Source organism: Micromonospora sp. NPDC049102, from assembly GCF_043197485.1.
Classification (GTDB): Bacteria; Actinomycetota; Actinomycetes; order Mycobacteriales; family Micromonosporaceae; genus Micromonospora.
The window spans coordinates 21400-45023 of sequence record NZ_JBICTE010000001.1; the positions used below are offsets into that span (position 1 = coordinate 21400).

General features: G+C 69.7%; 25 protein-coding genes. 7 read left to right on the forward strand and 18 right to left on the reverse strand.

All coding sequences use genetic code 11. The annotated features are described in order from the left end of the window. Positions 1 to 79: 79 nt before the first annotated feature. Positions 80 to 739, forward strand: coding sequence for a methyltransferase domain-containing protein (locus ACGFH9_RS00100; protein WP_393213020.1), 660 nt, complete (start codon positions 80 to 82; stop codon positions 737 to 739). 6 nt (positions 740 to 745) lie between these two features. Here ACGFH9_RS00100 and nucS read toward each other — a convergent pair whose 3' ends face one another. Further along, positions 746 to 1405, reverse strand: coding sequence for an endonuclease NucS (gene nucS, locus ACGFH9_RS00105; RefSeq protein WP_039908963.1), 660 nt, complete (start codon positions 1403 to 1405; stop codon positions 746 to 748). Positions 1406 to 1476: 71 nt separating this feature from the next. On the opposite strand from nucS, the gene ACGFH9_RS00110 reads away from it, so the two are divergent. Beyond that, complete coding sequence (locus ACGFH9_RS00110) at positions 1477 to 2094, forward strand: DUF4126 domain-containing protein (protein ID WP_393213023.1); 618 nt, start codon at positions 1477 to 1479, stop codon at positions 2092 to 2094. A gap of 92 nt (positions 2095 to 2186) precedes the next feature. On the opposite strand, the gene ACGFH9_RS00115 is transcribed toward ACGFH9_RS00110, so the two are convergent. Further along, the gene (locus tag ACGFH9_RS00115) at positions 2187 to 2750 is read right to left on the reverse strand and encodes a hypothetical protein (protein ID WP_393213026.1); all 564 of its coding nucleotides are present in this window, start codon (positions 2748 to 2750) and stop codon (positions 2187 to 2189) included. A gap of 628 nt (positions 2751 to 3378) precedes the next feature. Between ACGFH9_RS00115 and ACGFH9_RS00120 the strand changes: the two genes are divergently transcribed. Next, the gene (locus ACGFH9_RS00120; RefSeq protein WP_355063537.1) at positions 3379 to 3675 is read left to right on the forward strand and encodes a DUF1540 domain-containing protein; all 297 of its coding nucleotides are present in this window, start codon (positions 3379 to 3381) and stop codon (positions 3673 to 3675) included. 17 nt (positions 3676 to 3692) lie between these two features. Here ACGFH9_RS00120 and ACGFH9_RS00125 read toward each other — a convergent pair whose 3' ends face one another. Then, positions 3693 to 5693, reverse strand: a complete 2001-nt coding sequence (locus ACGFH9_RS00125) for a protein meaA (RefSeq protein ID WP_393213030.1) — start codon at positions 5691 to 5693, stop codon at positions 3693 to 3695. Positions 5694 to 5844: 151 nt separating this feature from the next. Between ACGFH9_RS00125 and ACGFH9_RS00130 the strand changes: the two genes are divergently transcribed. Both ACGFH9_RS00130 and ACGFH9_RS00135 read left to right on the forward strand, forming a co-directional pair. After that, a complete protein-coding gene (locus ACGFH9_RS00130) occupies positions 5845 to 6696 on the forward strand; it encodes an ABC transporter ATP-binding protein (protein WP_393213033.1) in 852 nt (283 codons plus the stop codon). Next, complete coding sequence (locus ACGFH9_RS00135; protein ID WP_393213036.1) at positions 6693 to 7538, forward strand: ABC transporter permease; 846 nt, start codon at positions 6693 to 6695, stop codon at positions 7536 to 7538. Before ACGFH9_RS00130 ends, ACGFH9_RS00135 begins: the two co-directional genes overlap by 4 nt. Positions 7539 to 7582: 44 nt before the next feature. Here the strand turns inward: ACGFH9_RS00135 and ACGFH9_RS00140 are convergent, their stop codons facing one another. Continuing rightward, entirely contained in the window at positions 7583 to 8431 is an 849-nt protein-coding gene (locus ACGFH9_RS00140; RefSeq protein WP_355237519.1) for a 3-hydroxyacyl-CoA dehydrogenase family protein, read from the reverse strand. A 99-nt stretch (positions 8432 to 8530) separates the two neighbouring features. Then, on the reverse strand, positions 8531 to 9973 hold the full coding sequence (murA, locus tag ACGFH9_RS00145; RefSeq protein ID WP_393213040.1) for a UDP-N-acetylglucosamine 1-carboxyvinyltransferase: 1443 nt from the start codon (positions 9971 to 9973) through the stop codon (positions 8531 to 8533). Here murA and ACGFH9_RS00150 point away from each other — a divergent pair. Further along, positions 9972 to 10544: a cob(I)yrinic acid a,c-diamide adenosyltransferase gene (locus ACGFH9_RS00150; protein ID WP_393213043.1), complete on the forward strand. Its 573-nt coding sequence runs from the start codon at positions 9972 to 9974 to the stop codon at positions 10542 to 10544. The two genes, murA and ACGFH9_RS00150, sit on opposite strands and share 2 nt — an antisense overlap. A gap of 393 nt (positions 10545 to 10937) precedes the next feature. On the opposite strand, the gene ACGFH9_RS00155 is transcribed toward ACGFH9_RS00150, so the two are convergent. The 13 genes from ACGFH9_RS00155 to glyA form a co-directional block, all read right to left on the reverse strand. Then, the gene (locus ACGFH9_RS00155) at positions 10938 to 11393 is read right to left on the reverse strand and encodes a DUF2550 domain-containing protein (protein WP_393213046.1); all 456 of its coding nucleotides are present in this window, start codon (positions 11391 to 11393) and stop codon (positions 10938 to 10940) included. A gap of 12 nt (positions 11394 to 11405) precedes the next feature. Beyond that, on the reverse strand, positions 11406 to 11687 hold the full coding sequence (locus ACGFH9_RS00160) for a F0F1 ATP synthase subunit epsilon (protein ID WP_393213049.1): 282 nt from the start codon (positions 11685 to 11687) through the stop codon (positions 11406 to 11408). Positions 11688 to 11776: 89 nt separating this feature from the next. Then, a complete protein-coding gene (locus ACGFH9_RS00165; protein ID WP_393213052.1) occupies positions 11777 to 12919 on the reverse strand; it encodes an LCP family protein in 1143 nt (380 codons plus the stop codon). A 222-nt stretch (positions 12920 to 13141) separates the two neighbouring features. Next, on the reverse strand, positions 13142 to 14578 hold the full coding sequence (gene atpD, locus ACGFH9_RS00170) for a F0F1 ATP synthase subunit beta (protein ID WP_393213055.1): 1437 nt from the start codon (positions 14576 to 14578) through the stop codon (positions 13142 to 13144). Then, positions 14578 to 15507: a F0F1 ATP synthase subunit gamma gene (locus tag ACGFH9_RS00175; protein ID WP_393213058.1), complete on the reverse strand. Its 930-nt coding sequence runs from the start codon at positions 15505 to 15507 to the stop codon at positions 14578 to 14580. The genes atpD and ACGFH9_RS00175 overlap by 1 nt, the downstream gene beginning before the upstream one ends. A gap of 4 nt (positions 15508 to 15511) precedes the next feature. Further along, complete coding sequence (gene atpA, locus ACGFH9_RS00180; protein ID WP_393213061.1) at positions 15512 to 17164, reverse strand: F0F1 ATP synthase subunit alpha; 1653 nt, start codon at positions 17162 to 17164, stop codon at positions 15512 to 15514. Positions 17165 to 17280: 116 nt separating this feature from the next. Next, the gene (locus tag ACGFH9_RS00185) at positions 17281 to 18102 is read right to left on the reverse strand and encodes a F0F1 ATP synthase subunit delta (protein ID WP_393213064.1); all 822 of its coding nucleotides are present in this window, start codon (positions 18100 to 18102) and stop codon (positions 17281 to 17283) included. Next, positions 18102 to 18641: a F0F1 ATP synthase subunit B gene (locus ACGFH9_RS00190; protein WP_355237653.1), complete on the reverse strand. Its 540-nt coding sequence runs from the start codon at positions 18639 to 18641 to the stop codon at positions 18102 to 18104. The genes ACGFH9_RS00185 and ACGFH9_RS00190 overlap by 1 nt, the downstream gene beginning before the upstream one ends. A 32-nt stretch (positions 18642 to 18673) precedes the next feature. Continuing rightward, positions 18674 to 18907 (reverse strand): ATP synthase F0 subunit C, encoded by a 234-nt coding sequence (locus ACGFH9_RS00195; RefSeq protein ID WP_091405890.1) that lies wholly within the window; start codon positions 18905 to 18907, stop codon positions 18674 to 18676. Positions 18908 to 18972: 65 nt separating this feature from the next. Continuing rightward, positions 18973 to 19770 (reverse strand): F0F1 ATP synthase subunit A, encoded by a 798-nt coding sequence (gene atpB / locus ACGFH9_RS00200; RefSeq protein ID WP_393213067.1) that lies wholly within the window; start codon positions 19768 to 19770, stop codon positions 18973 to 18975. Between the two features lie 11 nt (positions 19771 to 19781). Further along, on the reverse strand, positions 19782 to 20018 hold the full coding sequence (locus ACGFH9_RS00205; protein WP_355052858.1) for a hypothetical protein: 237 nt from the start codon (positions 20016 to 20018) through the stop codon (positions 19782 to 19784). 191 nt (positions 20019 to 20209) lie between these two features. Beyond that, a complete protein-coding gene (locus tag ACGFH9_RS00210) occupies positions 20210 to 20632 on the reverse strand; it encodes a hypothetical protein (protein WP_355624777.1) in 423 nt (140 codons plus the stop codon). Next, entirely contained in the window at positions 20625 to 21914 is a 1290-nt protein-coding gene (gene glyA / locus ACGFH9_RS00215) for a serine hydroxymethyltransferase (RefSeq protein WP_393213072.1), read from the reverse strand. Before glyA ends, ACGFH9_RS00210 begins: the two co-directional genes overlap by 8 nt. Positions 21915 to 22058: 144 nt before the next feature. Here glyA and ACGFH9_RS00220 point away from each other — a divergent pair, with 144 nt between their 5' ends. Then, positions 22059 to 23522: an SDR family oxidoreductase gene (locus ACGFH9_RS00220; protein ID WP_355237483.1), complete on the forward strand. Its 1464-nt coding sequence runs from the start codon at positions 22059 to 22061 to the stop codon at positions 23520 to 23522. Positions 23523 to 23624: the final 102 nt, after the last annotated feature.

Genomic DNA, 23624 nt, shown 5'->3' on the forward strand with positions numbered 1-23624 from the left:
GTGTCGGATAGCCGATCTGCGGCCCGATCGGTGTATCCACATGTTTTTACGCCGTACGCACGGCGGTACATTGCGTTAAATGGGCCACAATGGTTTGCGCCACCGCCTTGTCGACAGTGACCAGTCGTGGAGTGCTCGGCAGCGGCGTCGTCGTTCGGAATGGCTGGCGCGCACCTTCCCCGACATCGGCGACATGCACGTCGTCGACCTCGGTGGCCGGCTGGGCACCTGGTACCGCGCCACCGTACGGCCGGCCCGGGTCACCGTGGTCAACCTGGAACCGCCGCCCGCCGCCGTACCCGAGTGGGCCCACGTCGAACAGGCCGACGCCTGCGACCTGCCAGCCCACGTCACCAAGGGCACCTACGACCTGGTCTTCTCCAACTCCGTGCTGGAGCACGTCGGTGGCCACGAACGCCGGCTGCGGTTCGCCGCCGCAGCCCGCGCGCTGGCTGATCGGCACTGGGTGCAGACGCCCTACCGGTACTTCCCCATCGAGCCGCACTGGATCGCACCGGGGATGCAGTTCCTGCCGATCCGGATGCGCACCGCGCTCGCCCGCCGTTGGCCCCTCGGGCACAAACCCACCCGCAGCCACGAGGCAGCCATCCACCAGGTGCTCTGGACCGAACTGCTGGACCGTTCGCAGATGCGCCACTACTTTCCCGACTCGACGATGCTCGTCGAGCGGGTGGTCGGCCTGCCGAAGTCGTTGATCGCCGTCCGGACCGGGGCGTGAGCTGGCTCAGAAGAGGGTCAGCTCGTCCTTCTCGATCCCGCGCAGCCGGTCGTAGTTGACGACCACGCACCGGATGCCCCGATCGGCAGCGAGCACCCGGGCCTGCGGCTTGATCTCCTGCGCGGCGAACACCCCGGTGACCGGGCTGAGTAGCGGGTCACGGTTCATCAGTTCCAGGTAGCGCGTCAACTGCTCCACCCCGTCGATCTCGCCGCGCCGCTTGATCTCGACGGCGACGGCACCGGAGTTCGCGTCCCTGCACAGCAGGTCGACCGGACCGATCGCCGTCATGTACTCGCGGCGCACCAACGTGTACCCCTCGCCCAGCACGCCCGGGTTGGCCGCCAGCAACTCCTGGAGATGCGCCTCCACCCCGTCCTTGCGCAGGCCGGGATCAACGCCCAGCTCGTACGAGGTGTCCTGGAAGACCTCCTCCAGGGTGATCCGCAGCTCCTCGCCAGCCTTGTTGACCACCCGCCACACGCCGGGGGCCTCCTCCAGCCGACAGGGCGGGCTCATCCAGTTCAGCGGCTTGTACGCACGGTCGTCGGCGTGAATCGACACCGACCCGTCCGCCTTCACCATCAACAGCCGGGTGGCCGGCGGCAGGTGAGCCGAGAGCCGTCCGACGTAGTCCACCGAGCACTTCGCAATGACCAACCGCACCCGACGAGGGTAGCCGAGGGGCCCGCGAGCGCCACCGAGCGGCACTGGCGCGTCGGTGCGATGCTGAGACCGTGTTCGAAGTCCTCACCGGTACCGGTCTCGCCGCCTCGGCGGGTCTGAACGCCTACATACCCCTGCTCGTCCTCGGCCTACTCGGCCGCTACACCAACCTGATCGACCTGCCCAGTGGCTGGACCTGGCTCGGCAACGGCTGGGTCATCGTCATCCTGGCCGTACTTCTCACCGTCGAGATGGTGGCGGACAAGGTGCCCGTCGTCGACCACGTCAACGACGTGGTGCAGACCGTCGTCCGGCCCACCGCCGGCGGCCTCGCCTTCGGTGCGGGCTCGTCGTCGGAGACCGTGACCGTCAGCGACCCGGGGAGCTTCTTCACCTCGCACCAGTGGGTGCCCGTGGCCACGGGGGTCCTACTCGCCTTCGGCGTACATCTGCTGAAGTCCGCCGCGCGGCCAGTCATCAACGCGACCACCGCCGGGTTCGGCGCACCGGTGGCCAGCACCGCCGAGGACGCGACGAGCGTGGTCATGTCCCTGGTCGCGGTCATCCTGCCGGTGCTGGTACTCGCCTTCCTGGTGGGGCTGGTCGGCTTCGCCTACTGGTTCCTGCGTCGACGCTCCGAACGCCGGCGGGAACGCCAGGCGGCTCGCGCCGCTGGCTTCCGCGTCTGACCTCCGGCTGCGGCGGTAGCGCTCACACCTTGAAGATCTGCCGGTACGTCGATGGCCGGCACCCCGGGTGGGGTGCCGGCCATCGGTTTGTCTTAGCTGTTCCAGTGCTGGCCAACCAGGTCGGTGGCCTGCTGCTCCCACTGGGCGTAGGCGTCGGGGTAGGCCGAGACCTGTACGGTCTGCGCGGCGTCGGTCAGCGGCATGTCCTGCCAGCCGTCGACCTGCTTGAGGCCCTTGAGGAACGCCGTCGTGGAGTACTCCGGGTTGGTGATCTGCTCCGGCGTGCCCCAACCCGAGGTCGGGCGCTGCTGGAACAGGCCGAGGGAGTCGTGGTCGTTGGCGTCACCCAGGTGACCCAGGTTCTCCAGCTTGGACTCCTGCAGGCTCGTCGCGATCGAGATGACCGCGGCCCGCTCGGGCAGGCCGGCCTTCTTCGTGGCCGCGATGATCGCCTTGACGTTGGTCCTCTGCTCGTCGTTCAGGGTGATGTGCGACTGGTCGCCCTGCGGCTTCGGTGCCGCAGTCTGCACCGCCACGGCGGCGGGCTTGGCCTCGACCGGAGTGGCGGCGTGGGCGGCGATCGGGCCGGCGAACACACCACCGGCGAACGCCAGACCAGCAACGGACAGCATGCTCTTACGGAAGATCGTGTTCATGGGGGTAGCTCCTTCGGGGGTCGGAAACACCCACACACCTGCTCGGGGGGATCGGGTGACGTGGGGATCAGCACCTCGTCCGGGCGCTTGAGAAGTCTCGGGTCGGCGGCCTGCGAGCGGGGGGCTCGTGGCGCCGGAACCGGGTGTAACGACCGGCTGACCGGGGTCATTTCCCGGGCTGCGCACCGGGCGGAACCGGATCAAGCCGGGCGGGCGGCGAGGCCCGCGGTCGTTCGAGGGACTGCACAACGACCCGGCCCGGTCCGCCATTCCCACCCGCGCGAACGGGCTGGCCGGCCGTGGTCCTGCGATCGTCAGGGTATGTAACGACCCCGGGCCCGCCACGATTCCGCCCGACGGATGCGGCCGGTCACACCCCCACAGCCACCCGGAACGGACATCGCACCCATCCGGCGCGATGGAGGCCGTGGACAGGTGGTGATCCGCCGACATCGGGGTCTCCGGGGCGGGTTGATGCCGCGATGTCGGCGATCTCGTGTCGGTCACGCCGATACGGGTATCCGCCCCGAACACCGGGGCCGACGCCGATCGCCAGACGGACATATCGGGCCCCAGCTGGACCGACAAATGCCTACGATCGTGACAAGCAAGCCTAAAGGAGGTCAGCATGACCACTGCGATGGAGATGCCCCGGGTCCAGGAGTGTGTGGTCGCTGCGTGCGCGTACAACCAGGGCGGTGACTGTCACGCGTTCGCGATCACCATCGGCAGCATGGACCACGCGCACTGCCACACCTTCGTCGAGTCACCCGTCCGGGGCGGGGTGGACGGCCTCACCGCACAGGTGGGTGCCTGCCAGCGTTCCGACTGCCGACACAACGAGCAGTTGGAGTGCCACGCGTCGTCCATCAAGGTCGGCCCGGACAACGACATGGCCGACTGCATGACCTACGCCGGCCGCTGACCCTTCGACGGACCCGGTCAGGGCAGGTCGTTGGCCTGCCGGATGACCGTCACCAGGTCGTCGATGATCCCGGTGAGGGCGAAGTCCTTCGGCGTGAAAACCCGGGCCACCCCGGCGGCGAGCAGGGTGTCCGCGTCGCCGGCGGGGATGATGCCGCCCACCACCACCGGCAGGTCCGCCCGGCCGGCGGTGCGCAACCCGTCGAGCACCGCGGGTACGGCCGCCAGGTGCGAGCCGGACAGCACGGACAGCCCGACCAGGTCCACGTCCTCCTCCACGGCGGCGGCCACGATCTGTCCGGCGGTCAGCCGAATGCCCTGGTAGACGACCTCGAAGCCGGCGTCGCGGGCGCGTACCGCGATCTGCTCGGCACCGTTGGAGTGCCCGTCCAGGCCGGGTTTGCCGACGAGCAGCCGCAGCCGGCCGGTGCCCAGTTCCCGCGCGGTGGCCGCGACCCGCTCGCGGACAGCCACGAGGCCCGGCTCACCGCCGCTGCCGGTGGCACCGGCCAGGCCGGTCGGCGCCCGGTACTCCCCGAAGACCTCGCGCAGCGCGCCGGCCCACTCGCCGGTGGTCACCCCGGCCCGCACACACTCGACGGTCGCCGGCATCAGGTTGGTGGTGGTCGCGGCGTCCGCGCGGAGCCGGGCCAGCGCCGCGTCGACCACTGCCGCGTCCCGGTCGGCCCGCCACCGGCGTACGCCCTCCATGGCGGCCGCCTCGACCGCGGGATCTACCTGCTCGACGGCCTGCGCACCGGCGGCGGTCAGCGGAGAGGCCTCGGTCTCGGTGTACCGGTTGACGCCGATCACCACGTCGACACCGGTCTCCATCCGGCGACGGCGGTCGGCCAGCGAGGCGACCAGCGCGCTCTTGAGGTAGCCGGTCTCCACGGCGGCCACCACGCCGCCCAGCTCCAACACGGCGTCCAGCTCGGCCCGTGCCCCGGTGACGATCTCGTCGACGAGCGCGGTCATCACGTGCGAGCCGGCGAACAGGTCGGGGTATTCGAGCAGGTCCGACTCGTACGCCAGGACCTGCTGCATCCGTAGCGACCACTGCTGGTCCCGGGGGCGGGGCAGGCCGAGCGCCTCGTTCCAGGCGGGTAGCTGCACCGCACGGGCCCGGGCGTCCCGGGACATCGTCACGCCGAGCATCTCCAGCACGATGCGCTGGATGTTGTTCTCCGGCTGCGCCTCGGTGAGGCCGAGCGAGTTGACCTGTACGCCGTAGCGGAACCGCCGCTGCCGGGAATCGGTCACGCCGTACCGGTCGCGGGTGATCTCCTCCCAGAGCACGCCGAAAGCGCGCATCTTGGCGATCTCCTCGACGAAGCGCACGCCCGCGTTGACGAAGAACGAGACGCGCTGCACGACGTCGCCCATCCGTTCGGCGGGCACCTGGCCGGAGTCGCGGACCGCGTCGAGGACGGCGACGGCGGTGGCCAGCGCGAAGCCGACCTCCTGCACGGGCGTCGCGCCGGCCTCCTGGAGGTGGTACGAGCAGATGTTGACGGGGTTCCACTTCGGCATCGCCGTCAGCGTGTGGGCGATGACGTCCGCGGTCAGCCGCAGCGAAGCCGCCGGCGGGAAGATGTACGTCCCCCGGGACAGGTACTCCTTGATGATGTCGTTCTGGGTGGTGCCGGAGAGCCTGTCGACGGTCCATCCCTGCTCCATCGCCACGGTCCCGTAGAGGGAGAGCAGCCACATCGCCGGGGCGTTGATGGTCATCGAGGTGTTCATCTCGGCGAGCGGGATGCCGTCGAAGAGCGCCCGCATGTCCCCCAGGTGGGCCACCGGCACGCCGACCCGGCCGACCTCACCGGCGGCCAGCTCGTGGTCGGGGTCGTACCCGGTCTGGGTGGGCAGGTCGAAGGCGACCGACAGACCGGTCTGGCCCTTGGCGAGGTTGCGGCGGAAGAGCGCGTTCGTGGCGGCGGCCGACGAGTGGCCGGCGTACGTGCGCATCACCCACGGGCGATCCCGCTCGGGCAACCGGCTCGGCGTCTCATCCATGGCCGGAGTCTAAGTTACCGTTCAGTAGAAGAGGTTGTGGAAAACCACACAGGTCCATGTCGAGGACGCCCGGGTGCGAAGCGCGCGCGGTGGCCCGGACCGCCATACCCCGGGCACCCGCCGATCGCCACCAGGACGCACACTGGACGTCATGGATGACGAGCTGGCCATCTCCGTCCGGGGGCTGCGCAAGGCGTACGGCGACAACGTGGCGGTGGCGGGCGTGGACCTCGACGTCCACCGGGGCGAGGTGTTCGCGTTGCTCGGCCCGAACGGCGCGGGCAAGACCACCACCGTGGAGATCCTGGAGGGCTACCGGCACCGGGACGCCGGCGAGGTGGCCGTGCTCGGCGCGGACCCGGCCCGACCCGACGCCGACTGGCGCTCCCGTGTCGGCATCGTGTTGCAGGGCACTGGCGAGTTCGACGAGCTGACCGTGGCCGAGGTGGTCCGGCACTTCTCCGGCTTCTATCCCGACGCCGACGACCCCGCCAAGGTGATCGAGCGGGTCGGGCTCGCCGCGAAGGCGAAGGCCCGTACGCACACCCTCTCCGGCGGCCAGAAGCGCCGCCTCGACGTGGCGCTGGGCATCATCGGCCGCCCCGAACTGCTCTTCCTCGACGAGCCGACCACCGGCTTCGACCCGGAGGCACGCCGCGAGTTCTGGGAGCTGATCCGCGACCTCGCCGCCGCCGGCACCACGATCCTGCTCACCACCCACTATCTGGACGAGGCGGAGACGCTCGCCGACCGGGTGGGCGTGATCGCCGGCGGCCGGCTGGTCGAGGTGGCCGCACCGAACCGGCTCGGCAACCGCCAGGAGTCCCTGGCGACGGTCTCCTGGCGTACCCCGGAAGGGGTTTGGGAGAGCGCGCAGAGCGCGACGCCGACGGCCCTCGTGGCCGACCTGGCCGCGCGCTACGGCGGCGAGGTCCCCGGGCTCACCGTGACCCGGCCGACCCTGGAGGACGTCTACCTCACCATGATCGGACAAGCGCGATGACGACCACGACGAAGCCGGCCACCCCGGTCACCGCCGGCCGCGGCCGCCCACCTCGCGCCGGCTCCCTCGCCCTACGCCAGGGCCGGCTGGAGATCACGCAGTTCCTGCGCAGCCGGGAGTCCGTGGTCTTCACGATGGGCTTCCCCATCATCATGATCCTGATCTTCGCGTCGATCTTCGACGGGACGATCGGCGGCGGGGTGCGGTTCACCCAGTACTTCATCACCGGCATGATCGCGACCGGTCTGATGACGGTGAGCTTCCAGAACCTGGGCATCTGGATCCCGATCGAGCGGGATCGGGGTGTGCTCAAGCGCTACCGGGGGACGCCGATGCCGAAGTGGGTCTGGTTCGCCGGCAAGGTGATCATGGTGGTGGCCATCGGGATCGCCGAGACCGTGCTGCTGCTGGCCGTCGCGGTGGCGCTGTTCGACCTCGACCTGCCCGGCAGCGCCGGGAAGTGGTTCACCTTCGGCTGGGTCTCCGTGCTCGGGGTGACCGCGTGCACCCTGTGCGGCATCGCCATCTCGTCGTTGGCCCGCACCGCCCGCAGCGGCTCGGCAGTGGTCACCCCGGTGGCCCTGGTGCTCCAGTTCATCTCCGGGGTGTTCTTCGTCTTCACCGACCTGCCCACCTGGATGCAGCAGGTGGCAGCGTTGTTCCCGCTCAAGTGGATGTGTCAGGGGCTGCGGGCGGTCTTCCTGCCGGAGAGCTTCGGGGCGCAGGAACCGGGCGGCTCGTTCGAGCTGGGGCGGGTGGCGCTGGTGCTGGCTCTGTGGTGCGTGATCGGTCTGGTGCTCTGCCTGACCACCTTCCGCTGGACCACCAAGCGCGACGGGTGAGCGGACCGACCGGGGCGGGCAGCGCCGCCCCGGTCGTCACCCACTCAGTACGTGTAGAAGCCCTTGCCGGTCTTGCGGCCCAGGTCGCCCGCGGTGACCATGCGCTGGAGCAGCTCCGGCGGAAAGAACTTCTCGTCGGCCGTGTCGGTGTAGATGTTCTTCGAGGCGTGCAGCAGCACGTCCACCCCGGTCAGGTCGGTGGTGGCCAGCGGACCCATGGCATGCCCGAAGCCCAGCCGGCAGGCCGTGTCCAGGTCCTCGGCGGACACCACGCCGGACTCGACGAGCTTGACCGCCTCCATCACCAGCGCGGAGATCAGTCGGGTGGTCACGAAACCGGCGATGTCCCGGTTGACCACGACGACCGTCTTGCCGATCTCCTCGGCGAAGGCCCGCGCGGTGTCGAGGGTGGCGTCGCTCGTCTTGTAGCCGCGCACCAGCTCACAGAGCTGCATCATCGGCACCGGTGAGAAGAAGTGCGTGCCGACGACGGCCTCGGGCCGCTCGGTGACCGCGGCGATCTGGGTGACCGGAATGGCCGACGTGTTGGTGGCGAGCACCGCGTCGGCCTTGCAGATCTTGTCCAGAGCCCGGAACACCTCGTGCTTGATCTCCAGCCGCTCGAAGACCGCCTCGACCACGATGTCCGCGTCAGCCGCGGCCTCCAGATCGGTGGTGGGGGTGATCCGGGCAAGCGTCGCCTCGACGTCGGACGCCTCGATCCTGCCCTTCTCGGCGAACTTCTCCAGCGACTTCCGGATACCGCCGAGCCCTCGGGTGGTGGCCGCGTCGTCCAGGTCGCGCAGCGTCACCTGCCAGCCCGCCTGCGCCGCCACCTGGGCGATGCCGGAGCCCATCAGCCCGGCCCCGACGACCGCGAGTCGACCCGCCATCTGCTACTCCCTCGCTGCGATTGAGTGCCTGCCTGCACCCTAGGGGTCTGTGTGAAACAGACCCTAGTCCGCGAGCCTGAACGATGGCTAAGTCGGTGGTCAGATCTCCAGCGACGGCTCCTCGGGCGCGGTTCCCCGCTCCACCGCCACCCCGAGCGCACGCAGGTCGGCCACGAAATCCGGGTACCCCCGGTCGACGTGGTGCACGTGCGAGACCTCGGTGGGCCCGTCCGCGCAGAGCGCGGCGATGATCAGCCCGGCACCGGCGCGGATGTCGGTGGCCCGTACCGGCGCTCCGGACAGCCGCTCCCGCCCCCGGACCACCGCGTGGTGCCCATCGGTCTTGATGTCCGCGCCCAGCCGCATCATCTCGTTGGCGAACATGAACCGGCCGTCGAAGATGTTCTCCGTGATCAGGGACGCGCCGTCGCTGACCGCGGCCAGCCCGATCGCCATCGGCAGCAGGTCGGTGGCGAACCCGGGGTACGGCAGCGTCACCACGTCCACCGCACGGGGGCGGTCGTCCATGCGTACCCGGAAGCCGTCACCGCGCGTCTCGACCAGACCGCCGGCCGCGACGACCTTGTCCAGCGCGACCTCCAGGTAGGCCGGGTCCAGCCCCGTCACCGTCACGTCGCCACGGGTCATCGCGGCGCCGAACGCCCAGGTGCCGGCGACGATCCGGTCCCCGACGGTGGCGTGTCGCACCGGGCGCAGGCCGGGCACGCCGGTGATCCGGAGGGTGGACGTGCCGGCGCCGGAGATCCGCGCGCCCATCTGGTTGAGCATCGTGCAGATGTCGACGATCTCGGGCTCCCGGGCCGCGTTGTCGATCATCGTGGTGCCCTGCGCCAGGACCGCCGCCATCACCAGGTTCTCGGTCGCGCCCACGCTGGGGAAGTCCAGCACGATGTCCGCGCCGTGCAGCCCGTGCGGGGCCTCGGCGATGACGAAGCCGTGCTCGCCGGAGATCTCCGCGCCCATCCGGGTCAACCCGGAGATGTGCATGTCCAGGCCGCGCGAGCCGATCGCGTCGCCGCCCGGGTGGGCGACCCGCACGTAACCCCGGCGAGCCAGCAGCGGGCCCAGCACGCAGATCGACGCGCGCAGCCGCCGGACGAGGTCGTAGTCGGCCTCCGCGCCCGGCTCCTCGGGTACGTCGATGGTCACCGAACGGGAGCGCGCGACCCCGCCCCGGGCCACCATCGGGTCGACGGGGTCGTCCGCGTCGAACCGGACGTCACAGCCCAGCCGCCGCAGCACCTCCCCCATGATCGCGATGTCGGTGATCCGGGGAACGTTGGTGATCACGCTGCGGCCGGGAGCGAGAAGCGCGGCGGCCATCAGCTTCAGCGCCGAGTTCTTCGCGCCGACCACGTGCACGGTGCCGGCCAGGCGGGCCGCACCGCAGACGCGGATGACGTCGACGTCGTTGACCGCCGTGTCACCGGCGTCGCCCGGGCCCACCACCGCCGGCCAGCCGGCTGTCGCGTCCGGTCGCGCGGGGATCGTCAGGTCGGGTATCCGTAGGCTGTGCGTCATGGCCGTCCACCTCACGCGCATCTACACCAAGGCCGGCGACGCCGGCATGACCAGGCTGAGCAACAACGAACAGGTCCCGAAGACCGATCCACGGATCGCCGCGTACGCGGATGTCGACGAGTGCAACGCGGCGATCGGTGTCGCGCTCGCCCTGGGCCAGCTCGACGAGGAGCTGCAAGTCGTCCTGGCGTCGGTGCAGAACGACCTGTTCGACGTCGGCGCCGACCTGTCCACGCCGGTCGAGCCGGAGCCGAAGTACCCGCCGCTGCGGGTCACCGAGGAGTACGTCGAGCGCCTGGAGGGCTGGTGCGACGAGTACAACGCGCGCCTGAGCAAGCTCGACTCCTTCATCCTCCCGGGCGGCACCGCGGGCGCGGCGCTGCTGCACGTGGCGCGGACCATCGCCCGACGAGCCGAGCGGGCAGCATGGGCGTTGGTCAGCCACGATCCGGACCGGACCAGCCCGCTCCCGGCAAAGTATCTCAACCGGCTCTCCGATCTGCTCTTCATCCTGTCAAGAACGGCAAATCCGGCGGGCGATGTGCTATGGGTGCCGGGCGGCAAGCGCTGATGATGGGCGCCGTGCTGGGATAGTTCCCGCTCCAGCCGCACTCACGCGTCGGCGGAGCTGCCACCTGGACCTGACCAGCGCGTTGATCGACTCCGGTTCGACGACGTCGGGGCATCCCCGCCACGGAAACACCCCGACGTCAAGAAAGCCGAGTCGATCAAACCCCCGGGCGACGCATGAAGGCGAGACTCACCGAACCGGTAACGGCAGGGTGATCGAAACCCGGACCGGACCGACGCACAGCGCCGCGGACGGGTTTCCGGGGCAGTCCGCCCGGGGCAGGGATCAAGCCTGACCGCCCGGAGCCGGGCGGGCTGCCCCGGAAACCCCAAACAGCGACCACGGAAACCCGCAGGAGCAGCCAGGAGAGCCAGGAGCAACCCACAGGGCAGATCAGGCAGCCGGCCAGTCCTGGGAGGCCAGACGCTGCGAGACCGCCCCCGGAGGGGCGGCCTCGAGCCAGGAGAGGAAGCCGGTGACGGTCGATCGCGCCATGGCGATCTCTACCGGTGCGTGGTGACTCGTACAGCGGAGGATCACCCAGTCGGCCGGCATGGAGAGCCGTTCCTGCCCTTCGGGCAACCGCCGACGCTCGACCGCGAGACCCTTGCGGGACAGGACCCGCTTGGGACGGAGTGCGAAACTGAACATCCGGTACCAGCGCAGTTCTTCACCGGCGAACCGGCCGAACCCCGGTGACCAACCACGCCCGTCGAGCACGGTGGTCACCCGAACGCTGAGCCGGATGATGCCACCGCTGCGGGTGACGACGGCCCGCCGGACGAAGAGCACGAGAAGCGCGACGAGGATGACGGCGACGCCGATCCCGATCCCTTCGACGATCTGCATCCGCGGTGTGGCTCAGCGGCTCTGCGCGGAAACCGGGGTAGCGCTCTCGGCCAGCACGGTGACGCCCTCGGCGCTCACCGAGAGGAAGCCGCCGGCCACGTCGTACGCGACCTGCTCGCCGCCGGCCAGCTTGATGCGAACCTGACCGGGCTCGGCGAGCTGGCCGAGCAGCGGCGCGTGACCCGGCAGGACACCCAGCTCGCCCTCGGTGGTCCGGGCGACGACCATCTCGGCCTCACCTGACCAGACCTTCTCCTCGACGGCGACGAGCTCGACGTGAAGCTGCTGTGCCACGCTGTCTCCTTGCTGCGGCGACGGATTGCCGAAAGTCTAGTCGTGCCGCCGAACCGCCCCCAACGCGGGTGGCGAGAGCTGCGCCACGCCTACTTGCTCTTGTTCTGGAATTCCGGGTGCTCGAGCAGGAACGGGTCCAGTTGTTCATTGTGCAGGGCGGTGAAGAACTCCGGGACGCCTGCCTGGAACTGCTCACCCTTGTAGGTCTTGCCCTCGAAGACCGGGCCGCCCGGCAGCTTGATCATCTGGATGGTGTTCGGGCGGATGTTCTTCAGGGCGAGCCCGAAGTCGACCACACTGTTGCCCCGACCGTTGAAGATCAGCGACTGGCCGGCGGCGCGGAGCACCTTGTCCAGCTTGATCGGATTGGCCACGACGTCGGCGCTGAACGCCTGGCCGACCATCGCCTTCACGAACTGCTGCTGGTGGCGCTGCCGGCCGTAGTCCGCGTCCGGAACACCGTTCTTCGGGTAGCGCTGCCGGACGTAGTCCAGGGCCTGCCACCCGCTGAGGTGATGGGTGCCCTTCTTGTAGATCGCCTGCGGGCCGACGTAGCCCTCGCCACGCGTGTTGCCGGGCCGGGGCTTGCCGTCCGGCTGCTTGTGCTCGGACTTCACGTCCCGCTCGACGTACATGTCGACGCCGCCCATCGCGTCGACGATCTTCTGAAAGCCGGTGAAGTTGATGATCGCGCCCGCGTCGAAGCGCTTGATGCCGGTGGCGTTCTGCACGGTGGTGGCCAGCAGTTCGAAGCCGCGCGCCGCGTCCGGGTTGCCGCCCGGCACCCGGCTCCCGAACGACATCGCGGCGTTGATCTTCGTCGTCTCGCCGCCGAAGTTGGCCTTCTTGAACGCGGGGATGTCGACGTAGAGGTCGCGCGGCAACGAGAAGAGGTAGGCCCGGTCCATCGACGCCGGAACGTGCAGCACCATGATCGAGTCGGCCAGCGGCGCAGCCGTCGGCGTACGCGGGTCGATGCCGACCAGCAGGAGGTTGAGCGGGCCCTTGATGTCGCTCTTCTTCTCCTTGGCGCCCGCCGCCTGGTCACCGAAGAGGTCGGCCTTGCCGACGGCACCCTCGTAGCGGGCCATCAGCACCTCGCTGCCGACGAGCGCCCCACCGCTGAGCACGGTCAGCACGAGGCCGAAGACGGTGCAGAGCTTGGCCCAGCGCGGCACACCCCGCCAGATGGACGACTTGTGGCCACGCTTGCCGGCCTTACCCACGCTCATCTCCGTTCGCTACGCCCACGTAGTGGAGACGGGCGCACGTCGTCGAAAGGTTGCAGAAGTCAGCGCCGTTCACGTGAACGCGCGGACCGACCGTATCTCGCGTACCGGTCGAGCGACGACCACGAGTAACGGACCGCGACGATGCTAAGACGTGAAGATGAACAAAAGACTGCCCCGACATTGCCGGGGCAGTCTTTTGCGGTACGGGTACGACGAGGGCTGTCAGGCCTTCATCAGCTCCTCAGCCTTGGCTTCCAGGTCCTCGAGACCGCCGCACATGAAGAACGCCTGCTCGGGGAAGTGATCGTACTCACCCTCGCTGATCTTGCGGAACGCCTCGATGGTCTCCTTGATCGGGACCGTCGAGCCCGGCACGCCGGTGAACTGCTCCGCCGCGTAGGTGTTCTGCGAGAGGAAGCGCTCGATCCGCCGGGCCCGGGCCACGGTGATCTTGTCTTCCTCGGACAACTCCTCGATACCGAGGATGGCGATGATGTCCTGCAGGTCCTTGTAGCGCTGCAGGATCCGCTTCACCTCGGTGGCGACCTGGAAGTGCTCCTGGCCGACGAACTCCGGGGCGAGAATCCGGGACGAGGACGCCAGCGGGTCCACGGCCGGGTAGATGCCCTTGTCGGAGATCGACCGCTCCAGGTTGGTGGTCGCGTCGAGGTGGGCGAACGTGGTGGCCGGGGCGGGGTCGGTGTAGTCGTCCGCCGGCACGTAGATCGCCTGCATCGAGGTGATGGCCTGGCCCCGGACGGAGGTGATCCGCTCCTGGAGCTCGCCCATCTCGTCGGCCAGGGTCGGCTGGTAACCCACGGCACTCGGCATACGGCCGAGCAGGGTGGAGACCTCCGAACCCGCCTGCGTGAAGCGGAAGATGTTGTCGATGAAGAGCAGCACCTCCTGCTTCTTCACGTCGCGGAAGTACTCCGCCATGGTGAGCGCGGAGAGCGCGACCCGCAGACGCGTGCCCGGCGGCTCGTCCATCTGGCCGTAGACCAGCGCGGTCTTGTCGATGACGCCGGACTCGGTCATCTCGGCGATCAGGTCGTTGCCCTCACGGGTGCGCTCACCCACGCCGGCGAAGACCGAGGTACCACCGAAGTTACGGGCAACCCGGGTGATCATCTCCTGGATGAGCACCGTCTTGCCCACGCCCGCGCCGCCGAACAGACCGATCTTGCCGCCCTTGACGTACGGAGCGAGCAGGTCGATGACCTTGATGCCGGTCTCCAGCATCTCGGTCTTCGGCTCCAGGTCCGCGAAGGCCGGGGCCTTGCGGTGGATGCCCCACCGGTCGTCGGCCTCGAACGTCTCGCCCTCTTTGAGGTTGAGCACCTCGCCGATCGCGTTGAACACGTGGCCCTTGACCGCGTCGCCCACCGGCACGCTGATCGGCTCGCCGCGGTCCCGCACCTCCGCGCCGCGAACCAGACCGTCCGTCGGCTGCATCGAGATCGCGCGGACCAGGTTGTCACCCAGGTGCTGGGCGACCTCCAGGGTCAGCGTCTTCTCACCGCCGGACAGGCTCACGGTGACGTTCAGGGCGTTGAACAGGGCCGGCATGCCGTCGCGCGGGAACTCGGCGTCGACGACCGGGCCGATGACCCGGACCACGCGACCCGTGGCCGTCTTGGTCTCTACTGGTGCAGTCATCACACTTCACTTCCCGACGCGGCAAGCGCGTTGGCGCCGCCGACGATCTCGCTGATCTCCTGGGTGATCCCGGCCTGACGGGCCGAGTTCATCTCACGCGTGTACTTCTCGATCATCTCTTCGGCGTTGTCGGTGGCGCTCTTCATCGCCCGCCGCCGTGCCGCCGACTCACTCGCCGCCGACTCCAGCAACGCCGCGTAGATCCGCGTGTTGATGTACCTCGGCAGGAGCGCGTCGAGCAGCGCCTCCGCCTCCGGCTCGAACTCGTACGCCGGCAGCAGCCCCTCGGAGCGCGGCCGGTCCTCGACCTGCATCGGACCGATGACCTTGGTGACCGGGTTCTGCGTCATCAGTGAGTGGAACTCGGTGTAGACGATGTGCAACTCGTCCACGCCCAGCACCCCGTCCGCGCCAGCGCCACCGTCGACGTCGTCCGCGCCGGCCGTGAACGCCTTGATCAGCGTCTCACCCACGGCGCGGGCGTCCTCGAACGACGGCTGCTCGCTGAACCCGGTCCAGTTCGCCTCGATCGGCCGGTCACGGAACCGGTAGAACCCGACGCCCTTACGCCCGATGACGTAGAGCACCGGCTCCTTGCCGTCCGCCTTGAGGCGTGCGATCAGCGACTCGGCCATCCTGATCGCGTTGGAGCTGTAACCGCCGGCCAGGCCACGGTCGCTGGTGACCAACAGGACGCCCGCCCGCCGCACCCGCTCGCGCGGGGTGAGCAGCGGGTGGTCGATCCGCGCGTTGGACGCCAGCGCCGTGAGCACACCGGTGATGGCCTCGGCGTACGGCAGGGACGCCTGCACCCGCGCCTGGGCCTTGGCGATCCGGCTCGTCGCCACGAGCTCCATCGCCTTGGTGATCTTCTTCATCGACTTCGCCGAGCGGATTCGTTGACGAAGAACGCGTACCTGGGCCGCCATCGGATCAGCTCTCGGCCGGGCGGTCGGTCGCGCCGTCGCGGAAGCGGGTCACCGTCTCGCGGTTCTCGTCGCCCTCGAGCGGGGCGGCCGGCGCGTCGTTGACCTTGCGCTCGTCCTCCTTGTTGAGGAAGACCTGCTTGAACTCCGCGATCGCGGTGTCCAGGGAGCCGGTGATGTCGTCGTTCCACTGGTTGTCGGCGATCGACGCGAGGACACCCTCGTGCTTGTGCCGCAGGTACTGGAGGAACTCCGACTCGAAGCGCCGCACCTCGCCGACCGGGATGTCGTCGAGCTTGCCCTCGACGCCGGACCAGACCGAGACGACCTCTTCCTGCACCGGGAACGGCGAGTAGTTCGACTGCTTGAGCAGCTCCACCAGACGCGAACCACGGTTCAGCTGGTTCTGCGAGGCCTTGTCCAGGTCGGAGGCGAAGGCGGCGAACGCCTCCAGCTCGCGGTACTGGGCCAGGTTGAGCCGCAGCGAACCAGAGACCTTCTTCATCGGCTTCACCTGCGCGGCGCCACCGACTCGGGAGACCGAGGTGCCGACGTTGATCGCCGGACGAACGCCCTGGTTGAACAGGTCGGTCTCCAGGAAGATCTGGCCGTCGGTGATCGAGATGACGTTGGTCGGGATGAAGGCCGAGATGTCGTTGGCCTTGGTCTCGATGATCGGCAGACCGGTCATCGAGCCGCCACCCAGCTCGTCGGAGAGCTTCGCGCAGCGCTCCAGCAGGCGGGAGTGCAGGTAGAAGACGTCACCCGGGTACGCCTCACGGCCCGGCGGGCGACGCAGCAGCAGCGACACGGCCCGGTACGCCTCGGCCTGCTTGCTCAGGTCGTCGAAGACGATCAGGACGTGCTTGCCGCCGTACATCCAGTGCTGGCCGATGGACGAGCCGGTGTACGGGGCGAGGTACTTGAAGCCGGCCGGGTCGGACGCCGGCGAGGCCACGATGGTCGTGTACTCCAGCGCGCCCGCCTCCTCCAGCTGCCCCTTGATCGAGGCGATGGTGGAGGCCTTCTGGCCGATGGCGACGTAGATGCAGCGAACCTGCTTCTTCGGGTCGCCGGTGCGCCAGTTGTCCCGCTGGTTGAGGATGGCGTCCAGCGCGACGGTGGTCTTGCCGGTCTTGCGGTCACCGATGATCAGCTGCCGCTGGCCCCGACCGATCGGGGTCATCGCGTCGATCGCCTTGATGCCGGTCTGCAGCGGCTCGAACACCGACTGCCGGGACATCACGTTCGGAGCCTGCAGCTCCAGCTCGCGGTAGCCCTCGTCGGCGATGTCGCCGAGCCCGTCGATCGGCTGGCCGAGCGCGTTGACCACGCGGCCGAGGAAGGCGTCACCAACCGGAACCGAGAGCACGCGGTCGGTGCGCTTGACCCGCTGCCCCTCCTCCAGCTTGGCGGAGTCACCGAGGACGACCACGCCGATCTCCCGCACGTCGAGGTTCAGCGCCACGCCGAGCGTGCCGTCCTCGAACTCCAGGAGCTCGTTGGTCTTGGTCGAGGGCAGGCCCTCGACGTGGGCGATGCCGTCGCCGGTGTCGGCGACGGTGCCGACCTCCTCGCGGGAGACGTCGGACGAGTAGGAGGAGACGTAGCGCTCCAGGGCGCCGCGGATCTCCTCCGTCGAGATGGTCAGCTCGGCCATCCTCTGCTTCCTTAAAATTCAGGGGCCCGGGATACCTAGTACCAACCGGTCCGAATGGCGTCTGTCAATCCAGGCGCTGGGCGGCGGAACCGCCCGGTTGCTGGGCGGTGAGCCGTTCAGCGCTTCGCGAGCGCGTTGCGGGTCTCGTTGAGGCGGCGCAGGATGGTGCCGTCGTACAGGTCGGAACCGACCCGGACACTCACTCCACCGAGAACGGCGGGGTCGACCGTCTGCTTGACGGACACCTCTCGACCGTATATCGCGGTGAGGCTCGCACCCAGTCGACGCTCGTCCTCGTCACTCAACGGGGCCGCGACGGTCACGTACGCCACCTGCCGGTCACGCCGGTCGGCGGCCAGCTCGACCAGCCGGGTGAGCGCCCCGCTGAAGGAGCGTCCCCCGAAACCGCCGAGCGCCGCCTCGACGAGGCGGACGGTGACCGGACGGGCCTTGTCGGCGAGCAGCTCGCGGGCCAGGGTGGCCCGCTGCTCGACCGGGGCGACCGGGTCGGCCAGCGCGTTGCTCAGCGCCGGCTGACCACCCACGACCTGGCCGAAGCGGAACAGCTCGTCCTCGACCTCGCCCAGGTCGCCGGCGGAGTCGGCGCTGGCCAGCAGCGCCTCCACGCCGAGGCGCTCGGTGCCGTCGAGCAGTTCCGACGGTGCCGACCACCGGCCGGAGACCAGCGTCACGAGCAGGTCGAGCGCGTCCGCGCCGATCCGCCCGCCCAGCATGTCGCCGAGCAGCGCCCCGCGGTCCTCGCCGGAACGGGCCGGCTCGGAGAGCGCCCGGCGCAGCCGCGGCTCACGCCGCAGCAGGGTCGCCACGGAGAGGATGGCGTCGGCGGTGGAGGCCACCGCCGACGGCTCCGCGCCGCGGACGTACGCGTCGAGGCGCTCGGCCGCGATCTTGTACGACTCCCGGCTGGCGGCCTGCATCAGCGGGCCCCCGTGCTCTCGAGACCGCTCAGGAACCGGTCGACAGTGCCCTTGCGCCGCGCCTCGTCGGTCAGCGACTCGCCGACGATCTTGCTGGCCAGGTCCACCGCGATGGTGCCGACCTCCGCGCGCAGCTCGCGCACGATGGTGGCCCGCTCGGCGGCGAGCGCGTCCTTGCCCGCCTGGATGACCCGGTCGGACTCCTCCCGCGCCTTGGCGAGGATGTCCTGCCGGATGCCCTCGGCGTCGGCCCGCGCGTCGTCACGGATCTTGGCGGCGTCGGTCCGAGCCTCGGCGAGCTGGGCACGGTACTGCTCGAGCAGCTGGTTCGCCTCGGCCTGCGCGGCCTCGGCGCGCTTGATGCCGCCCTCGATCGCGTCGACCCGAGCCTGGAACGTCTGCTCCATGCGCGGGAAGACGAACTTCATCAGCACGAAGCACAGCACGGCGAAGGCGATCGTGCCGACCACGATCTCTTGCCAGATCGGAATGATCGGGTTGTGGCCCGACTCACCACCCTCGGCGGCGAGGAGGAACAACATGGGTGACCTCCCGGTCGGAAGGGGCGGAATCAGCCGGCCCAGATGAAGCCGAAGGCGATGCCGAACAGCGCGAGCGCCTCGATGACGGCGAAGCCGATCCAGACGTACGGCAGGGTCATGCGCGACGACTCGGGCTGCCGGGCGGTCGACTGGATGTAGGCGGCGAAGACCAGGCCAACGCCGATGCCCGGGCCGATGGCGGCGAGACCGTAGCCGATGGCAGCGGTGCTACCGGTGACCTCGGCGAGAACGCTAGCGTCCATTGGTGTGGTTCCTCCTGGTTATCACGCGTGACTCTCACGCGGGACGACAACGGTTGGTGCGTGGATCAGTGCTCTTCGGCGAGAGCGCCCTGGATGTAGCTGGCGCTCAGCACCGTGAAGACGTAGGCCTGCAGGACGATGACCAGCGCTTCGAGAAGGGTCAGCGCCACGGTCATCACCCAGGAGACCACCGACACCGGCGCCAACCAGGCGTTGGCGTTGAGCATCGCGAAGCCGCCGAGCGTGAAGACCAGCAGGAGCATGTGGCCGGCGAACATGTTCGCGAAGAGACGAACGGCCAAGGAGAACGGCCGGATGATGAAGGTCGAGAACGCCTCGATCGGGATCAGCAGCGGCAGGATGTACCAGGGCGCCGGCGGGATCAGGGCGTGCTTGAAGTACTTGGCGAAGCCGTGGTGCCGGATGCCGATGTAGTTGAACAGCACGTAGCTGATCACCGCGAGGATCGCCGGGAAGGCGATGTGCGAGTTCGGCGAGATCTGGAAGACCGGGATGATCGCGAACGCGTTCGTCAGCAGCACGAAGCAGAAGAGCGTGGTGAAGTACGGCGCGAACCGCACGCCCGCGTGCCCGATCATGTCGACCGCGATGTTGTTCCGCACGAAGCCGTAGATCGACTCGGCGAACCACTGCTTCTTGGTCGGCACCAGCTTCGGGTTGCGGTAGGTCGCCAGGAAGAAAATGATCAGGACACCGACCGCGATCCAGATCATCAGCGTGAACTTGGTGAACCAGTAAGAGTTCTCCGCACCCCAGGGCAGGATGCTGGGCAGGTAGAAGTCCTCCTTGCTAGGTGGGAATTCTGCCTGGCCCGCTGCCAGGACGTTCGCCTGTCCGAACACCGCGTCCCTTCCTAAGTAGGCGTGCCGAGTCGGCGGATGACCAGGATGACTCCCCCAGCCATGCCGAGCACGAAGCCGATCCCGGTGGCGACGCCACCGGTATCGAGCCACTGGTCGACCAGCCAGCCGATGAAACCCCACACGAGCATGCCTCCGATGAGGTAGCTCAGCGCGGTCCAACCCTGACCGGCGCCGGACGGATAGTCGTCCGGTTGACCGGCGGGACGGGGGGTTTGGTCATCAGCCATGACGGGGCGAACGATATCAGCCGGGAAGACGAGGCTGTGCCTCACCCCCCGCACAACCGTCGTTGTGTGGGCTTCTCGTGGGCGCCGTCGTCTGTGGGCACGCTACTCCCCTTCCGCCCGTCGGAAAATGACCGGAGGCCGACACATTGCCGCGCGTCCGATAGGTGGGACACCCCGAGTCGATGACCAGGTCAGCCGGAGCGGCGGGCGTGCACCGTGGTCAGCCACCAGAGGTGCGCCGCCGTCCACACTGCCACCCCGGCGACGATGCCGAGGCAGAGCGGGATCAACCCCGCCCAACCGGTCGACGCCACCGCCACCAGGACGACACCCAACAGGGTGAACTTCAGCACGTAGAGCCCCACACCGAGCGGCAGCAGCAACTGCGGGTTGACCTGGTCGGCCCGCGCCAGCACCACTGTCGTGAGCGTGTAGCTGAACACCGTCACGCCCACCCCGGCCGCCGCGCCGAGCGCGGCCGACGCGCCACCGGTCACCCCGCCGACCACGGCCGCGACCACCGCCAGCGCCGCCGACGCGGCCAACAGCACCGGCAGGTGCCGCAACCGCCACCGCCGGTCGGCGGCGGGCTCGACCACCCCGGGCTCAGCCACGGGGGTACGCCGGGAAGGCCGCGACCAGTTCGGCCACCTCGGCGCCGATCGTGGTCAGCGCGTCGACGCCACCCGGCTCACCCGGGTTCGTGCGCACCGCCCGCGCGATCAGGGCGGCCACCTGCCGCAGCTCACCCTCGCGCATGCCCTGCGTGGTGACGCTCGGCGTACCGACCCGGATACCCGAGGCCACCAGCGGCGGCTGCGGGTCGTACGGGATGGCGTTCTTGTTGAGCGTGATCGAGGCGGCGTCGCAGCGTGCCTCCGCCTCCGCGCCCGTCACCCCCAGCTCCCGCAGGTCGATCAGCGCGAGGTGGGTGTCGGTGCCACCGGACACCGGGCGCATCCCCTCGTCGGCCAGCCCGGCGGCGAGCGCCTGCGCGTTGCTGACCACCTGCCGGGCGTACGTCTGGAACTCCGGCTGGGCCGCCTCGCGCAGCGCGACCGCCTTGGCCGCGACCGCGTGCATCAGCGGGCCGCCCTGGGTGAACGGGAAGACGGCCTTGTCGATCCGCTGGGCCAACGACTCGCGGCACAGGATCATGCCGCCGCGCGGGCCGCGCAGCACCTTGTGGGTGGTGGCGCAGACGACGTCGGCGTACGGCACCGGGGACGGGATGGCCCGGCCGGCGACCAGGCCGATGAAGTGGGCCGCGTCCACCATCAGGTACGCGCCGACCTCGTCGGCGATCTCCCGGAACCGCGCAAAGTCGATCAACCGGGGGTACGCGGTGGCCCCGCAGATGATCAGCTTGGGCCGGTGCGCACGGGCCAGGTCGCGGACCTCGTCGTAGTCGATCACCTCGGTGTCCGGGCGGACCGGGTAACCGACCGGGTGGAACCACCTGCCGGAGAAGTTCACCCTGCTGCCGTGGGTCAGGTGCCCACCGTGCGGCAGGTCCATCGCCAGCACCGTGTCCCCCGGCCGCACCAGCGCCGCGTACGCGGCCAGGTTGGCGCTCGCCCCGGAGTGCGGCTGGAGGTTGGCGTGCTCGGCCCCGAACAGCTCCTTCGCCCGGGCGATCGCGATCTCCTCGGCCCGGTCCACCTCGGCACAGCCGCCGTAGTAGCGCCGGCCCGGGTAGCCCTCGGCGTACTTGTTGGTGAGCGTCGAGCCGAGCGCGGCCAGCACCGCCGGCGAGGTCAGGTTCTCGCTCGCGATCAGTTGCAGGCCACCCCGCAACCGGTCCAACTCGCCGAGGACCACCCCGGCGATCTCCGGATCGGTGGCCCTGAGCTGGGCGAAATCCGGCCCCCAGAAGGTGCTCGTCTCGGTCTCCACAGCGAACGAGTCTAGGGCCTGTGGCACATGGGCGGCCGAGCCGAGGGGGAGTCCGGGCGGCAATCCGGCAAGGCGTCGTCCGGGCCCGCCGCAGGCCGGCCAGTTCTTGTGCAACAGGCCTTCGGGAGCCGCACACTGGAAGCCGTGAGATGCCTCGTCACCGGAGCCACCGGATACATCGGCGGGCGGCTGACGCCGCTGCTGCTCGCCGACGGGCACACCGTACGTTGCCTGGCCCGCAAGGCCGTACGCCTGCGCGACGTGCCCTGGGCGGCGGCGGCCGAGATCGTCGAGGGTGACCTGAGCCGGCCCGAGACACTGGCCGCAGCCTTCGCCGACGTGGACGTCGCGTACTTCCTGGTGCACTCGCTCGGCCGGAAGGACTTCGAGGCGGCCGACCGCACGGCGGCGACGAACTTCGCGGCGGCGGCCCGCGCGGCAGGCGTACGCCGGATCGTCTACCTCGGTGGTCCGGAGCCGGCAGCCGACGCCGAGGTCCCCTCGCCGCACCTGCGGTCCCGGGCCGAGGTGGGCCGGATCCTGCTGTCCAGCGGGGTGCCCACGGCGGTGCTCCGCGCGGCGGTGATCATCGGCTCCGGCTCGGCGTCGTTCGAGATGCTGCGCTACCTGACCGAGCGGCTGCCCGCCATGGTCACGCCACGGTGGGTCCGCAACCGGATCCAGCCGATCGCGGTCCGCGACGTGCTGCGCTACCTGGTCGGCTGCACCACGCTGCCCCCCGAGGTCAACCGCGGTTTCGACATCGGCGGCCCGGACGTGCTGACCTTCCGCGAGATGATGCAGCGCTACGCGCGGGTGGCCGGCCTGCGGCGGCGGATCATCCTGCCGGTCCGGCCCCTCACACCGTCGCTCTCGTCGCACTGGGTCGGCCTCATCACCCCGGTGCCGAACAAGATCGCCCGCCCGCTGGTGGAGAGCCTGATCCACGAGGCCGTCGCCCACGAACACGACATCGCCCGGTACGTGCCCGACCCGCCGGACGGCCTCACCGGCTTCGACGAGGCGGTGGCGTTGGCGCTGGCCAAGGTACGCGACGCGCAGGTGGAGACACGCTGGTCGACCGCCAGCGGCCCGGACGCGCCCGCCGAGCCACTGCCCAGCGACCCGGACTGGTCCGGCGGCACCGTCTACACCGACGTGCGGGAACGGGCGGTGGACGCGTCGCCGACCGCGCTCTGGCGCGTCATCGAGGGAGTCGGCGGCGAGCACGGCTGGTACTCGTTCCCCCTCGCCTGGTCGGTACGCGGCTGGTTGGACCGGCTGGTCGGCGGTGTGGGGCTACGACGGGGCCGGCGCGACCCGCACCGCCTCCAGGTCGGCGAGGCGCTGGACTTCTGGCGGGTGGAGGAGATCATCCCCGGCGAGTTGTTGCGGCTGCGCGCGGAGATGCGGCTACCCGGCCGTGCCTGGCTGGAGATGCGGGCGCTCCCGACCGAGGACGGCCACAGCCGCTACCAGCAACGCGCCGTCTTCCTCCCCCGCGGTCTGGCCGGGCACGCCTACTGGGGTTCGGTGACTCCGTTCCACGCGGTGATCTTCGGCGGGATGGCCCGCAACATAGCCCGCAACGCCGAACAAACCCCCTAGCCACCCCCACGCCACCCCACCCCCCACACCCACGCCCACCCGCTCGCCCAGACGCGCCCCTTGCTAGCGCCCACGCCCACCCCCACGCCCCTGCCCACGCCC